Origin of the sequence: Allofournierella sp. CML151 (assembly GCF_027853465.1) — a bacterium.
Lineage (GTDB): Bacteria > Bacillota > Clostridia > Oscillospirales > Ruminococcaceae > Allofournierella.
This window is the reverse complement of sequence record NZ_JAPNNW010000021.1, coordinates 20076-34366: the sequence shown is the minus strand read 5'-3', so window position 1 is coordinate 34366 and position 14291 is coordinate 20076. Positions and strand designations below refer to the sequence as shown.

Below are 14291 nucleotides of genomic sequence, written 5' to 3'. Positions count from 1 at the left end.
CGCCGAAGCGCAAGGAGGGCACCGCGCCATGGCACGTCGAAAGCTGTTTTGTGAATACGGGCCGGTGTGCTACCAGCTCTCGCTGCGCAAGGAGTGGCTTGTGCGCCATGCGAAGGACCTGGCAGGCCGCCAACGGTTTGCGGCCACCCGTCAAACCGAGCCGCTGCCCGCTCTGGTGAAGGGCCACTGCTCGGTAATCCGCCGCCGGCTGGCCGGGGTAGACCCCCGGCTGCAGGAGGGCAAGGCCCGCAACCTGGAGCTGGCCGCCGCAAAGGTGAACAGGCTGATCATCGCCCCCGGCGAGACCTTTTCCTTCTGGCGCACGGTGGGCAACGCCACCCGCCGCAAGGGCTATCAGGAGGGGCTGACCATCTCCGGCGGCAGGCTGGGCCATGGCATCGGGGGCGGACTGTGCCAGCTGGCGAACCTGATCCACTGGCTGGTGCTGAACAGCCCCCTCACCGTCACCGAGCTGCACCACCATTCCGACGCGTTGTTCCCGGATGAGCGGCGCACCGTGCCCTTCGGCACCGGCACCTCGGTGTTTTACAACAATGTGGACTACCGTTTCCGCAACGATACCGGCCAGCCGGTGCAGCTGCTGGTCTGGCTGCGGGAGGACGAGCTCTGCGGCGAACTGCGAAGCCTTCAGCCCTTCCCCTGCCGCTACCGGCTGGTGGAGGAAAACAGCCACTATGCCCGCCTGGAGGATGGCTACTACCGGCTGAGCCAGGTGTACAAGCTCACCATCGACCGGGCAACCGGCACGGTGCTGCGCCGGGAGCTGATCCTGGACAACCGTTCCCGGGTGCTGTTTGACCCGGCGCTGATCCCGCCCGAGGAGCTGCGCGAAGAGGACGGCGGCCGCTGGAGTCGCCCCATGCAAAAGGAGAATCCCCTGTGAACGAACCTGTGAATTGGAACGATCTTGTAACCCGCTGCGCCAAAAGCCCCCATCTGCCCGCCTACGAAAGCGGAGGATGGGGGCTTAGCTACGGTCAGCTGCTCACCCGGGCCCGGGTGCTGGCCGCCGCACTGAATCAGCTTTGGCCGGGCGAAGGCCCCATCCTGCTCTATGGCCACAAGCAGCCCGCCCTGCCGGTGGGCATGCTGGCCTGCCTGCTGGCGGGCCGGGCCTACGTGCCCTGTGACGAGAGCTGGCCCGCCGCCCGAGTGGAGGCGGTGTTCCGCCAGGCGGGCGCGGCTGCCCTGCTGTTTGCGGACGAAGCCCCCGCCCCCTGGCCGGAGGAATTTCCCACCGCACCGCTCTGGCCCATGAGCGAGCCGGGCATCATCGAACCGCTGGCCGCGCCCCGGCCCTGCGGCCCGAAGCAGACCGCTTACATCCTGTTTTCCTCCGGCAGCACCGGCCAGCCCAAGGGTATCCCGGTGCCCCGCCGGGCGCTGGCGAATTTTGCCCGCTGGATTACCGCCCGGCCCGGTCTGGCCCTTGCCCCCGGCGAAACGGTGGTGGGTCAGGCGGCTTTTTCCTTCGACCTCTCGCTGGCGGACCTGACCCTTGCCTTCTGCGGGCAGGGTCGGCTGGTGAGCCTGACCCGCCAGGAGCTGGCTGACCCGGCTCTGCTGTTCCAGAGGCTTTCTGCCAGCGGCGCGGCGGTGTTGGTCTGCACCCCCACTTTTCTCGAACTGTGCCTGTGTGACAAGAACTTTTCTCCCGCGCTGATGCCAAAACTGCGGGCGGTGTTCTGCTGCGGTGAGGTGCTGCCGCGGACCGCGGCGGAAAAATTCCTGACCCGCTTCCCCGGTGCATCCCTGCTGAACGCCTACGGTCCCACCGAGGCCGCCTGTGCGGTGTGCGCTGTGAATGCCGCCGACGCTTTGCTCACCTTTAAGGAAGGCCCTCTTCCGGTGGGCCTTGCCGCGGAGGCGGCGGTGGAGATTGCTGTTCTCAGCCCGGAGGGCGCGGTGCTTGCTGAGGGAGAGCCCGGCGAACTGGCCCTGCGGGGCGAAAGTGTATTTTCCGGCTATCTGTCCGGCAGCGGAGACGCCCGGTTTTCCGGTAGGTGGTACCGCACCGGAGACAGTGGCTTTGTGAAGGATGGCCACATCTGGTGCACCGGGCGGCTGGACGATCAGCTGAAATACTGCGGCTGGCGCATCGAGCCGGGCGAGGTGGAGGCCGCGCTGCGCACGCTGCCCGGTGTGGAGCGGGCGGCGGTGCTGCCCCAGCGCACACCGGATGGCCGGGTGCGCCGCATCTGCGCCTTTTTGCAGGCAGAAGAAAGCGCCCGCCTGCCGGACGAGGAAGCCCGCCATCTGCTGGCCCTGCACCTGCCCGCCTACATGCTGCCCGGCCGCTTTGTCTGGCTGGACGAGCTGCCGGTGACCGAAAACGGCAAATGCGACCGGGCGCGCCTGACCCGGGAGTTCCTGCTTTGAGCGCCAAAAGGAGGCTTTTTTCATGCAGCTTTCCGACGATGTGATCCTGAACCTGATCGCCAGTGCCTGCGGCACGTCCCGGGCTCTGGAGGAGGGCGTGGATTTGATTGAGAGTGGGCTGATGGATTCCCTGGCCCGCATCACCCTGTTCGAGGGGCTGGAGGACCTGGGTGTGGAGCTGTCACCCACCCGCCTTTCCCCCGACGCGCTGCGCAGTGCCCGGTCCATTCTGGCCGCCGTGCACGAAGCGCTGTGACCCTGCGATTTCCCTGCTGATTTTTGATGGAGTGAATAAACCGATGCATTCTTCAATTTCCCAGGCGCCCGCCGAAAAACACGGCTGGCGCACCTTCGTGCCCTTTGCGGCCTCCTCGCTGGTTTCCTCCGGGGTGGACCTGGGGGCATTCTGGCTGCTGTGCTGCGCGCTGCGGCCCTATCTGCCCGAGGCGGTCTACATCACCGCCGCAACCATTGCGGCGCGGGTGCTCTCCAGCCTGATGAACTACCTGATCAATTACTTTTTTGTGTTCCAGAGCCGGGCCGCGCATCAGCGCAGTGCCACCCTCTATACCATTCTCACCATTCTCAAGACCCTGGCCAGCGCCTTTCTGGTGGCGCTGCTGGTCTCGCTGTTCCCCGGCCTGCCGGAGCTGGGCGCAAAAATCCCTGTGGACGTGGCACTGTTCGTCATCAACTATCTGATTCAGAACGCCTTCGTCTACTGATCATCAAAAAAGAAGCCCCGCCGGGCATGCGATTTTCACGCAGCCCGGGCGGGGCTTTTGTTATTTTCCGGTTCTCAGCGCTCAGCCGTTCTCAACAACGGTTGCTTCCTCCGTATTGATCTCCACCGATTCCTCAAGCGTGTTCTCCACGGAATCCTCCTCCGGCTGGGGCTCCTGCTGGTCGTTCTGCGCCTTTTGGGCCAGATACGCATCCAGCTCTTCCTTCTCCCACCAGCTGTACTCGTCATCCTCCCAGTAGCGCACCATGTGGGTTACCTGCCCGGCCAGCTCCTGGGCGCCGGAATTCATCTGGAACACGCCGCCGATCTGCAGTTCCCACTGGTCATCGCCGTTCTCCGAGCGGAAGTCCACCTCATCCACACCCAGCTCCCGCAGGGTGGGCAGCAGCTGGGCGCAGGCCTCGGCAAAGGCGTTTTCGTCCGCATAGGTTCCGGCCAGGGTCAGATTCAGCCGCACCATATCCTCAGTCTTCAGGTCCGCCAGGGTCATATCCTTGTCGAACTCCATCCGGTTCAGGTCCACATAGCTGTAGCCGTCCAGCACGCTGCCGGCGGGCAGTTTCTCATGCACCTGCTGCTCCAGCTCCTGTTCCAGCCGCCGCTCGGTGTATTCCCGCTCCGGCCCGTAGTACCGAAGCAAAATGGGCACCGTGGCCGCACACATGCTGGCGCAGATGAGCACAAAGCAGACGAACATGCTCAGCAGGTCGTATTTCAGCTGAGCATCGCCCTTGCGGGCGTTGGCCCACAGCACCTCCACGCCCAGGGCCACCAGCACCAGCGGGGCCAGCTTTGCCACCGTGAGCAGGGGAAAATCCTTCAGCACCAGGCTGGCGGCAATGCAGCCGCCGGTGAGGATCAGCGCGATGCCCAGGGTGAAAAAGCCCACCCGGCGCACCTTGGGCTGAGCGGGACGGGGCATTTTATCCCGACGGGGCTGCCGGGTATATTCCGGCACAGTGGCCTGTTCCCCGGTCTGTGAAGTCTCCTCCACAGGGGGTATGGGTTCAAAATTCGTATTGTTCATTGCCTGTTCCTCCCTTATTCGCCTTTGTACTCGGTAAAGTCCTCATCCAGCTCCTGGGGCAGCTCGCCGCCCTTTTTCGGGCTGGAGCCCCGGATCAGGCGAACGCCCGCATACACAAAGATTACCGATACCACCAGCGTGGGCAGGTTGTTGATGAGAGAACGCACCGCGTTCACCACCGGGTTGTCGTAGCCGAAGATATCGGCCAGATCCCACACCCAGGGGTAGATAAAGTTGGAGTACAGGCCCCAGACGCCCAGCAGCACCAGGCCCCAGCCCACCAGATTGTGGCGCTGCATGGCCAGCCGGGCCAAACCCTTCAGCTCATCCATATTGAACTGGTAGTCATCCGGCGGGCAGATGCCCATCTTCAGCTGGCTGCGCAGGTTCAGCGAATCGAAGAAGCTGTACATATACACCACGGCGGCAAATACCGCGATGGGGCCGAACAGCCCGGCGCCCAGAGCGATGAGCAGCACAAAGGCCGTCACCTGGGAAAGGCCGCGCTTCATGTATCCCTGATACATCTGCCCCGCGCCCGGGATGAAAGAAAAGCAAAAGGTCAAAAATCCATTTTTGATCATATTGTCACACGCTCCCATTCAGTCGTTTTGATCAGTTGTCATTCCGGTCAAGGAACTGGCTCAGCCATTGACCCAGGCCGCCATCCTTTTCCTGGTCCAGCTCTTCGTCCGGCTCCTCCAGCTGGCGGATATCCTTGGGCCGGTGCTCCGGGCCGAGACCATTGTCCGGCCGGGCAGGTTCGGTCTCGGTGGTCACACCGATGCGCTCCAGCAGCTGGCCCAGCGGGCCTGCCTCCTGCGCCTGGGCGGTCTGTTCCAGGGCGGGCGGCTGAATGGCCAGCGCCTCCATCGCTCCGCCGAACACCCCGCTGTACCACAGGCCCGCGGTGATGACCACCGCAGCGGCAGCGGCCGCGTACCGGTTCCAGACGCTCTTCACCGCCCGGCGGCGCAGCCTGCGCATCACCGGCAGGGTCACATCCTGCTCCGGCTCCTCCAGCACATCCCCGGTGAGCAGCGCGGTATACCGCGTCAGGCACTCGTCGCAAAAGCTCAGATGTTCCGCGGCTTCCAGCCGCTGCATCTCATCCAGCGTTCCGTCGATGAGGGCCTGCAGTCCCTCGTCGCTCAGATGGCCGGTTTGTAAAAACAGTTCCGTCATTGCGCCTGTCTCCTTTCTGTGATCTGCTGCTGCAGCAGGCGCTTGGCCCGATACAGCTGGGTGTGCACCGTTTTGGGCGGGCGGCGCAGGGCGCGGGCGATTTCATCCACACTGCGCTCCTGCAGGAAATACATCACCGATACCTGGTAATAGGGCTCCCGCAGGTCCTTTACCATCTGACGGATAGCCTCGGCCTCAGTCTCGCTCACGGTCAGGTCCTCCGGTCCGGGGGGCGCGGCGTTCACCGCCGCCGTTTCCGGCATGGCCTCGTCGCCGGGGGCGGTCACCCGCCGGTTCCAGGCGCTCTTCAGATGATCGCGGGCTTTGTTGGCCGCGATGCGGGCCAGCCAGGGCTTGTAGTGCTCGGGAGGGCAGTCGTCCATGTGGGAAAAGGCCGCCACGAAGGTATCCTGGGTAAGGTCTTCCGCCAGCTGGTGATCCCGTACCAGCTGATAGCACACGGTATAGACCAGCTTCTGATACTGCTCCACCAGTGCGCTGAACTGTGCATTGGTCACTCGGCTGAACGCCCCCTTCCCTTGCTTGTTTTCCCCTTCGCCGAATAAAACGAACCTGAAAGGAGGTTTTCTTCACAAATCCAAAGAATTTTTTCACGCTCACAAAAAAACGAGCAGGCGGCGTGCCGCTTGCTCGTTTTCTGTGGCAGGAATCAGGCCTCTTCCTTGCTGCCCATGAGCCAGGTGACCCAGGCGCCCAGCACGGCCAGCACCAGGCCAACCACCAGCTCCACCACCGAGAAGCCGCTCAGAGCGTCGGCGGAATAGAGGATGGCAAAGGGAGAGGAGACGATCAGACCGATGATGGCCGCGAAGGTCTGGCTGGGGAAGCGCTGGAACAGGTACTCGATGATCTTGGCGATCAGGAAGATACCCAGCACCACGCCCACGCCGAAGGGGATCAGCAGCATGCAGTTATGAACCACACCGCCCAGATCCAGATCCTTGAGCATGGTCACAGTGCCGGTGACCAGCGACAGGATGGTGCTGTAGTAACCCAGAACCATCAGCACCATGCTGCCGGACACACCGGGGATAACCATGGTGGCGCTGGCGATCAGGCCCAGCAGGAACAGAACCACAACGGTGCCCGGGTTCAGGGTCAGGGTCTTCACCGCACCCTCGGAGCCCTGCAGCAGGGGCAGGCCCACGCCGACGGCCAGCAGCACCAGAAAGCTGATGATCTCGCCCGCGCCGATGCGGTGGCTGGGCTTTTTGGCCACATTCCGCTGCAGGTTCATCCACAGGATGGGCAGGCCGCCCAGAATCAGGCCCACAAAGGTCAGGCAGGTGGCCAGCACATGGGCCTCCAGCAGGTACTCCAGCAAAAAGCCGAAGCCCACGATGCCGATGCCCATGCCGATGCCCAGAGGGATCAGCAGCTTCATGCTGTCCTTAAAATGCTTGAACAGGCCGGTCACCGCGCTGATCAGCTTGTCGTAGATGCCCATGGACACCGCCATGGTGCCGCCGGACACGCCGGGAATGACGTTTGCGATACCGATCACGATACCGCGCAGGATATCCAGTAAAGCTTTCATAATAAACCGCGTTTCCTTTCTTATGGATCAGGGTTTTCTCTCGTTCTCGTTCAGGCGCCTCGTTTTGGGCCTGACCTTTTTACTATACCGTATCCCGCCGCTGCATGCAAGCCGGAGCAGGGATTTTCTTCCATTTCCCGGCTGTTTTGACGGAAAAAGCCTGCAAATCCGGCCAAAAGGAAAATTAACTTGCATTTAACATTAACTTGCAGGAAAAACTTACATTTTCTCTGGTACACTGAACATGCACCCGGACCACGGGCAGCAAACTGCTTTGAGACTGAGAAGGAAAAACGGGAGGAATCCATCCATGAATGCATCGCAAAAGGCGGCTGCCACCCAGTCGCAGAAACTGATGATTTTTGTTCTGTCCATGTCGCTTTACGGCCTGGCTACCCTGTTCACCGAGCTGATCCCCAAATTTCAGGTGGGCCTTGTGGAGTTTTCGGTGGAATATTTTCTGTTCATCCCCCTCACCCTGGCCATGCTGTTCGACCCGCTGAGCGCGGCGCTGGGCGCTTCCACCGGTGAGCTGGTCTTCAGCGAGATCATGCTGGGCCAGTTCGGCGGTCTGGGCGAGCTGGAGAAGTTCATCACCGTGGCCATCGGCGTATACATCGCCGGCCGTCTGGTGAAGGACCCTCGCAACAAGCTGGCGGTGGGTGCCGCCGCTCTGTTCGGCACCGGCCTGCAGCTGTTCATGGGCGCTGTGGTGGACATCCTGAAGGTCCAGTTCGCCGTAGAGGATTTTGAGGCCGTGGCCGGTCTGCCCGAGAGCGTGTTCGCCACCGAGGGCTTTGCCTTCCTGAACGATTTCCTGTTCAGCGGCATCCTGTTCTGCATGCTGCCCACCCTGTATCTGGTTCCCCGCCTGTACGGCAAGATCGAACCTCTGCTGGGCATGGCTCCCCGCACCGCGGGCGCTGCCGGCGGCGTGGACCTGCGCATCGCCGGTGTGTGCGTGGCCGGCTTCGCGCTGGCAGTTGCCGCTGAGCTGGCTGCCACCGCTGGCATGGCCCTGATCGACTGGGAGGCCAGCTGGGCCGAGAGCGGCACCGCAATGGCCGCCGGTATGGTGGTCGCCGCCGCTCTGGCCGTGATCGTGCTGCTGGTAATGAAGAAAAACAGTGAAAGGAACGTGGCTGGCTGATCATGAACGCAGTGGAGATCCAACACCTGACCTACACCTACCCCGGGGCGGAGAAGCCCACCCTGAACAATCTTTCCCTCACTGTTGAGCAGGGCGATTTCCTGGCCATTGTAGGCAACAACGGCTGCGGCAAAAGCACCCTGTGCAAGGTGCTCAACGGCCTGATCCCCCATTTCATCACCGGCGAATTTGAAGGTCTGGTGACGGTGGACGGGCAGGACACCCTGAGCGCCGACGTGGGAGAGCTGGCCCGGAAGGTGGGCTACGTTTACCAGGATTTTGAAAACCAGATTGTCCGCCCCACCGTGTTGGACGACGCCTCCTATGCCTGCCTGAACTACGCCTGCCCTGATTATAAGGATCGGGGCAGGCGCGCTTTGGCCCAGTGCGGGCTGGAGGGGCGCGAGGAGGAGTACGTGTGGCAGCTGTCCGGCGGGCAGACCCATCTGCTGGCGCTGGCGGGGGCGGTGTCGCTGCAGCCGGGCATCCTGATTCTGGACGAGCCCATCGCCCAGCTGGACCCGATGCACGCCGACCGCATCTATGAGGTGCTGCGAGACCTGAACCAAAACCACGTCAAGACCATCATCGTGATCGAACATCACACCGAGTACATTGCCGACTACTGCAAGAATGTGCTGCTTTTGAAGGACGGCCAGGTGCAGTGGAAGCTGCCCACCGAAAAAGCTTTGCAGCGGGTGGATGAGCTGGAGGGCTGCAACATCTTCCCGCCCCAGGTGACCCAGGCGGGCCGCCTGCTGCAAAAGCGGGGCCTGCTGGCAGAGGACGCCTGCCTGCCCACCACCGTGGAAGCCGGAGCCGCCTGCTTTTCCGCCCTTCCCTTCCATCTGCCTGTCACCCGGCCTGCGCCCGCGGCAAGTGAGGCGGCGGAGGCGGTGAAATTCGAGAACATCCAGCTGCGCTACCGCTCGGTGAAGGGCGAGGCCCGCACGATTTTTGACGGGCTGAACCTGACGGTCCGCCAGGGCGAGCGGGTGGCGCTGATCGGCTCCAACGGGGCGGGCAAATCCACCCTGATGAAGCTGATGGTAGGCCTGCTGCGCCCCACCGAGGGACAGGTGAGCCTGCTGGGACAGCCGGTGGGCGACCGCCGGGCCGAGGAGCTGGGGCGGCTGATCTCGCTGGTCTACCAGAACCCGGAGGAAATGTTCATCAAAGACTCCATCCGCGCGGACATTGCCTATGCCATGCAGGTGCGGGGCGTGCCGGACTGGCAGACCCGCTGCGATGAGCTGCTGGCCCGGTTCCGGCTCACCGAGCTGGCGGACCGGGACGGCCGCCTGCTCTCCGGCGGTCAGATGCGCCGGGCGAGCCTGGCCATCGGCGTGGCGCTGAACCCGGCCATCCTGCTGCTGGACGAGCCCACCGCCAACCTGGACATCGCCACCCGCCGGGAGATCCTGGGCGTGCTGGAAGAGATGAAGGACGTGATCCACACCGCCATCATCGCCACCCACGACATGCAGCTGGTCTGCCAGTGGGCGGACCGGATCATTGTGCTCTGCCAGGGTCAGGTGATCGCCGACGGTCCCCGGGATGAGATTTTCGCCCGGCAGGACGTGATCGACCAGGTGGGCATCCGCCCGCCGGAGATCTTCACCATGGCCCGCCGCCTGGACCCCGCCGCCCGCTGCTACACCGTGAACGATTTTGTGAACGCCTTCAAGGAGGCCGAATAAACCATGCTGAACAAACTTTCGGAAAACATCCTGGACAAATTCTCCATGGATTTTCTGCGCAACCAGGTGCTGAAAAACGCCTACGGCAACGACGATACCCCCATTGCCGCCCTGGACCCCCGGGTGCTGCTGGTGTGGTATCTGTTCTTCGGTCTGGTGCCCTGGTTCGTGAACGATCTGCCCTTTCTTCTGGGCTGCTTCGTGCTGGTGACCATCACCACCCTGCTGGCGAAGGTGGCCGGGCTGGTGCTGTTTCTGTTCGGCCTGGGCGTTTTCTCCCAGACCGGCTATCTGTTCCTAGTCACCCTGCTGTTCGGAGGCGACGCCTCCGCGGTGGCTCCGCTGCTGGTGCTCACCCTGAAGGTGGCCACTATCTCGCTGGCCTCCATCACGGTGTTTTCCGGCCTGGACCCGGACCGGCTGAGCAACGGCCTTATGTGGTTCGGCTGCCCGGAGCGGCTGAGCTTTTCCATCTCCTACGCCTACCGGATGCTGCCCATGCTGATGGAGGAATTCCAGAATGTGCTGCTCTCCTTCCGGCTGCGGGGCAATCCCCCCGCCCACGAGAGCCTTTGGGGCAAGATCCGGTATCTTGCCTACCAGATCAAGGTGGTCATCTGGGCCTTCTATCCCCTGATGCTCAACACCGCCAAGCGCTCCCGCACCACGGTGGAGGCGCTGGAGCTGCGAGGCTACCGCTACGCCGCCGTGAACAAAGAGGTGAAAAAGATCAAGCTTTCCACCCTTCAAATCCGTTACGATGACTGGCTGTTCCTGGCCATTTCCGCCTTGTGGGTCTGTCTCACGGTGTTTGTTTCCACCCTGCTGTGAGCCTTCCGGCTCCGTCCGATCCGCCGTTTTGAAAAAAGGAAGTGTTTTTGTTGCTGTTTGATTTTCACACCCACGGCAAGCTGGCCAAAAAGCTGCCGTTTTCCACCGCCTACACCGACTGGCTGTTCGGTGAGGCCCGCCGGGCCGGGCTGGACGGCCTGTGCCTGACCGAGCATTTCAACACCCTGCAGTTCGAGGACCTGTACGGCTATCTGGCCTCGGTGAGCCGCCGCACCGGCGACTGCCTGGTGCTGGAAAACGGCCTGCGGGTATTCCCCGGCATGGAGACCGACGTGGCCGAGTGCGGCCACATCCTGAGCATCGGCCCTCTGGAGGCCATTCTGGAGCTGAACCGCCGCCTTGCTCCCCACAAGGAACGGGGGCACTTTCCGCCCCTGGCCCAGCTGCTGGACCTGTTTGAGGAATATCCGGTGCTGGTGGGCTGCGGCCATCCCTACCGGGCGCCGGGCCATGTGCCGGAGCAGCCCATCGAGCAGCTGCGCCGCTTTTCCTTCCTGGATATGAACGGCAAGGACATGGCCCTGGACCCGGAGCGCACCCGGGCACTGACCACCCGGCTGGGCAAGGAGCTGGGCATCCCGGTGGTGTCCGGCAGCGACACCCACCAGGCGGTGCAGTACGGCTGCATTGCCACCCGTTTCGAGCGGGAGTTCACCACCATCGACCAGCTGCGGCAGGAAATGAACGCCGGGCGCTATTCCATCGAGTTCAGCGAGCAGGCTCCCTTCCTGGTGCGCACTGCCGGACTGCTCAAGCGCTCGCTCAAGGAGATTCACGCGCTGGGCGGCGACTATGTGGAGGTGCTCACCAGCCAGGCCCCCGTATAAGATAAGCCCTCTTCCCCCGTACCGGGTTTCGTATGCCCGGCGCGGGGCTTTTTTACGCGTCTTTTTCTGGACAGGCCCCACCCGCCGGGGGTATAATGCAACCAGCGGCCTTTTTCCGGCCGCCCTTTCTGTGTACTTCATCTTTACAAGGAACGGGGATTCAATGCCATGGAACTGCGCCTTCCCATTCCGCCGGAACAGCTGACCCGGGCGGAACGCTCCATTCTGGATTTCATCAACACCAATACCGACGCCTTTCTGTTTCTGTCCATCGGGCAGCTAGCCGAGCATCTGGGCCTTTCCGAGGCCACCCTCTCCCGCTTTGCCCGCCACGCGGGCTGCCGGGATTTCAAGGCCTTGAAAACCCTGGTACTGGAGCAGGCCGCCGCGGGGCCGGCGGTGAAGCTGGCCGGTACCCTGCAGCGCTCCGGCCGCTTTTCGCCCCGGGACTGGCTGGCCAGCCAGCAGGCCTGCCTGGAAACCACCGCCGCCCAGCTGGACGAGGAGGAATTCGACCGGGCGGTAACTGCCCTGGCCGGGGCAAGGCGGATTTACATCCACGGCAAAAACGCCTCGGCCAGCCTGGCCCGGCTGCTTCATTTCCGGCTGCGCCGCCTGGGGCTGGATGCCCGGCTGCTGCCCGCCTCCGGCTCCGAGCTGCTGGAGGGGCTGGCCGGGGCCGGTGAGGGCGATGTGGCTGTGCTGTTCAGCTTTTCCAAGCTCAGCCGGGAGGGCCGCATCCTGCTGGAGCAGGGCCGGGCCGCGGGCTACACCACCCTGGCCTTTGTGAGCCGCACCTGCCTGCCGCCGGACCAGGCGGCGGACATCAGCCTGTTTGCCTACCGGGGGCCGGAAAAGGAGTATCACTCCATGGCTGCCCCCGCCGCCCTGGTGGACGGTCTGCTGGTGGCGCTGACCCAGGAGCTGGGCCCCCGCGGCGCGGCCGCGCTGGAACGGCTGCAGAAGCTGAAAAAGCAATATTACCCGGGATGACACAAAGCGCCCGGCGCAAAGCATCGTTTGCCTTGCGCCGGGCGCTGTTTTTGTTTGTATTCTGCGGCTTACAGGTCGATGATCAGGCCCACCGGGCAATGGTCGCTGCCCTCGATGTCCGCATAGATCACGCTGTCCTTCACCTTGTCCATCAGCCGGTCGGACACGATAAAGTAGTCGATGCGCCACCCCGCGTTGTTCTTGCGGGCGTTGAAGCGGTAGCTCCACCAGCTGTAGGCGCCGGTTTTGTCCGGGTAAAGGGCGCGGAAGCTGTCCGCAAAGCCGCTGGCAAGCAGACGGGTCATCTTCTCCCGCTCCTGGTCCGAGAAGCCCGCATTGCCCCGGTTGGTCTTGGGGTTCTTCAGGTCGATCTCGTTGTGGGCCACGTTCAGGTCGCCGCAGTAGATCACCGGCTTTTCCTTGTCCAGCTCCATCAGATAGGCGCGCAGGTCATCCTCCCACTGCATCCGGTAGTCGATGCGGGCCAGACCCTCCTGAGCGTTGGGAGTGTAGACGTTCACCAGGTAAAACTCCGGGTACTCCAGCGTGATGGCCCGGCCCTCGTGGCTGTGCTCCTCCGGCCCGATGCCGTAACGCACGCTCAGCGGCGGCTGCTTGCAGTAGCAGGCCGTGCCGGAATAGCCTTTTTTCTCGGCGCTGTAAAAATATTCGGTGTAGCCCTCCGGCTCAAATTCCGCCTGCCCGGGCTGGCACTTGGTCTCCTGCAAGCAGAAGATATCCGCATCCAGGGCGGCAAAGCTCTCGGCAAAGCCCTTTTTCAGCACCGCCCGCAGGCCGTTCACGTTCCAGCTGATGAATTTCATCGCAAGCCCTCCAAAACAGTAACTTTTCCTGATTATAACGGATTTTGCTGCTGCATGCAAGGGGCAGTGCCATCAGCCGAGTAAGCTGATCACACACATGACCAGAAACGCCACAATCCACAAAAGCATTCCCGGGTTGAGCAGCGCTGCCCGAACCGGATGCTCGGGCAGTCCGGTGGCGGGGCGAACGAACATGCGGCGGTGGAAGTCCCAGAACTGCACCAGGCCCCAGCCCACCAGTGCCAGGATTCCCAGGCCCAGCAGCGCATTGGCCACCGCGCCGTCGCCTGCGCTGGTGAGCACGCAGCTGCTGAAGAAATTGATGAACAGATGAATCAGCATGCCATACACCACACTGCCGGTGCGGCAGACCAGATACCCCAGCCAGCAACCCAGCACAAAGGCGTAGAGGAACTGATCCAGATTGCCGTGGAAACTGCCGAAGAAAAAGGCGGAAATCAGAATGTAGGGCAGCTGGCCGAACCGGATCAGCTTGCGGTACAGATAGCCCCGGAACACCAGCTCCTCGGCCACCGCAGGCACCAGACTGATCAGAATCAGCGATGCCCAGGGGGACATCGTCTCCACCATGCCGTTCAGGTTGTTATTGGGCTGCAGCCCCGCCAGCGCGCGAATCGCCGCCAGCAGCAAAAGCGACACCAGGTTGGCCACCATGCATCCGGCATAGCCCACCGCCGCGGTGCGGGCAAAAGTGACCGGGCGCAGCGCCCGCACCGGCCGCAGCGGGAACGGAGCGCTGTTTGGCAAAAAATGCCCGATGGCCAGCAGCACCGGCAGACCCAGGCCGTAAATGCCCACATCGTTTATAATCATCAGCAGATCGGTGGTCACCTCGTCCGTCGTCCACACCGCCGCCATGGTCATCAGGCTGCACCCGATCATGCTGACCGCCAGCATACAGGTAAAGCCCAAGCCCAGCAGACCCACTGCCACGGCGAAATCATTTTGTCTTTTCTGCGGCATTCTTACCGCCTCCTTTGTCGGGGGGGCCACTTTTTCCCTGTGCCCC

At 62.9% G+C, this 14291-nt stretch carries 16 protein-coding genes; 9 read left to right on the top strand and 7 right to left on the bottom strand.

The window, feature by feature from the left end:
- Positions 1-28 precede the first annotated feature (28 nt).
- Genes PH256_RS12870 through PH256_RS12855 form a run of 4 tightly spaced genes read left to right on the top strand, consistent with a single transcriptional unit; the run spans position 29 to position 3125 of the window.
- Positions 29-904, top strand: coding sequence for a VanW family protein (locus PH256_RS12870; protein ID WP_270914495.1), 876 nt, complete (start codon positions 29-31; stop codon positions 902-904).
- The gene (locus PH256_RS12865; protein ID WP_270914494.1) at positions 901-2400 is read left to right on the top strand and encodes an AMP-binding protein; all 1500 of its coding nucleotides are present in this window, start codon (positions 901-903) and stop codon (positions 2398-2400) included. The genes PH256_RS12870 and PH256_RS12865 overlap by 4 nt, the downstream gene beginning before the upstream one ends.
- Before the next feature lie 22 nt (positions 2401-2422).
- Positions 2423-2656 (top strand): hypothetical protein, encoded by a 234-nt coding sequence (locus PH256_RS12860; RefSeq protein ID WP_270914493.1) that lies wholly within the window; start codon positions 2423-2425, stop codon positions 2654-2656.
- A gap of 43 nt (positions 2657-2699) precedes the next feature.
- The gene (locus PH256_RS12855) at positions 2700-3125 is read left to right on the top strand and encodes a GtrA family protein (RefSeq protein WP_087184917.1); all 426 of its coding nucleotides are present in this window, start codon (positions 2700-2702) and stop codon (positions 3123-3125) included.
- An 81-nt stretch (positions 3126-3206) separates the two neighbouring features.
- Here the strand turns inward: PH256_RS12855 and PH256_RS12850 are convergent, their stop codons facing one another.
- The 5 genes from PH256_RS12850 to PH256_RS12830 all read right to left on the bottom strand — a co-directional run bounded on the left by PH256_RS12850 (position 3207) and on the right by PH256_RS12830 (position 6915).
- A complete protein-coding gene (locus tag PH256_RS12850; protein ID WP_270914492.1) occupies positions 3207-4172 on the bottom strand; it encodes a hypothetical protein in 966 nt (321 codons plus the stop codon).
- Positions 4173-4186: 14 nt separating this feature from the next.
- Positions 4187-4756, bottom strand: a complete 570-nt coding sequence (locus PH256_RS12845; protein ID WP_270914491.1) for a hypothetical protein — start codon at positions 4754-4756, stop codon at positions 4187-4189.
- A 31-nt stretch (positions 4757-4787) separates the two neighbouring features.
- Entirely contained in the window at positions 4788-5357 is a 570-nt protein-coding gene (locus PH256_RS12840; RefSeq protein ID WP_270914490.1) for a hypothetical protein, read from the bottom strand.
- Entirely contained in the window at positions 5354-5875 is a 522-nt protein-coding gene (locus PH256_RS12835) for an RNA polymerase sigma factor (protein WP_206406378.1), read from the bottom strand. Before PH256_RS12835 ends, PH256_RS12840 begins: the two co-directional genes overlap by 4 nt.
- Before the next feature lie 152 nt (positions 5876-6027).
- The gene (locus PH256_RS12830) at positions 6028-6915 is read right to left on the bottom strand and encodes a DUF368 domain-containing protein (protein ID WP_270914489.1); all 888 of its coding nucleotides are present in this window, start codon (positions 6913-6915) and stop codon (positions 6028-6030) included.
- 310 nt (positions 6916-7225) lie between these two features.
- On the opposite strand from PH256_RS12830, the gene PH256_RS12825 reads away from it, so the two are divergent.
- The 5 genes from PH256_RS12825 to PH256_RS12805 all read left to right on the top strand — a co-directional run bounded on the left by PH256_RS12825 (position 7226) and on the right by PH256_RS12805 (position 12437).
- A complete protein-coding gene (locus PH256_RS12825) occupies positions 7226-8065 on the top strand; it encodes a cell division protein FtsQ (RefSeq protein ID WP_087181923.1) in 840 nt (279 codons plus the stop codon).
- Between the two features lie 2 nt (positions 8066-8067).
- Positions 8068-9765: an ABC transporter ATP-binding protein gene (locus PH256_RS12820; RefSeq protein WP_270914488.1), complete on the top strand. Its 1698-nt coding sequence runs from the start codon at positions 8068-8070 to the stop codon at positions 9763-9765.
- A 3-nt stretch (positions 9766-9768) separates the two neighbouring features.
- The gene (locus PH256_RS12815; protein ID WP_270914487.1) at positions 9769-10596 is read left to right on the top strand and encodes an energy-coupling factor transporter transmembrane component T family protein; all 828 of its coding nucleotides are present in this window, start codon (positions 9769-9771) and stop codon (positions 10594-10596) included.
- A 50-nt stretch (positions 10597-10646) separates the two neighbouring features.
- Complete coding sequence (locus tag PH256_RS12810) at positions 10647-11444, top strand: PHP-associated domain-containing protein (protein WP_270914486.1); 798 nt, start codon at positions 10647-10649, stop codon at positions 11442-11444.
- A gap of 168 nt (positions 11445-11612) precedes the next feature.
- Positions 11613-12437, top strand: coding sequence for a MurR/RpiR family transcriptional regulator (locus PH256_RS12805; protein ID WP_270914485.1), 825 nt, complete (start codon positions 11613-11615; stop codon positions 12435-12437).
- 68 nt (positions 12438-12505) lie between these two features.
- Here PH256_RS12805 and PH256_RS12800 read toward each other — a convergent pair whose 3' ends face one another.
- A complete protein-coding gene (locus tag PH256_RS12800; RefSeq protein WP_087184908.1) occupies positions 12506-13261 on the bottom strand; it encodes an exodeoxyribonuclease III in 756 nt (251 codons plus the stop codon).
- Positions 13262-13333: 72 nt separating this feature from the next.
- The gene (locus PH256_RS12795; protein ID WP_158096444.1) at positions 13334-14245 is read right to left on the bottom strand and encodes a CPBP family intramembrane glutamic endopeptidase; all 912 of its coding nucleotides are present in this window, start codon (positions 14243-14245) and stop codon (positions 13334-13336) included.
- Positions 14246-14291 lie beyond the last annotated feature (46 nt).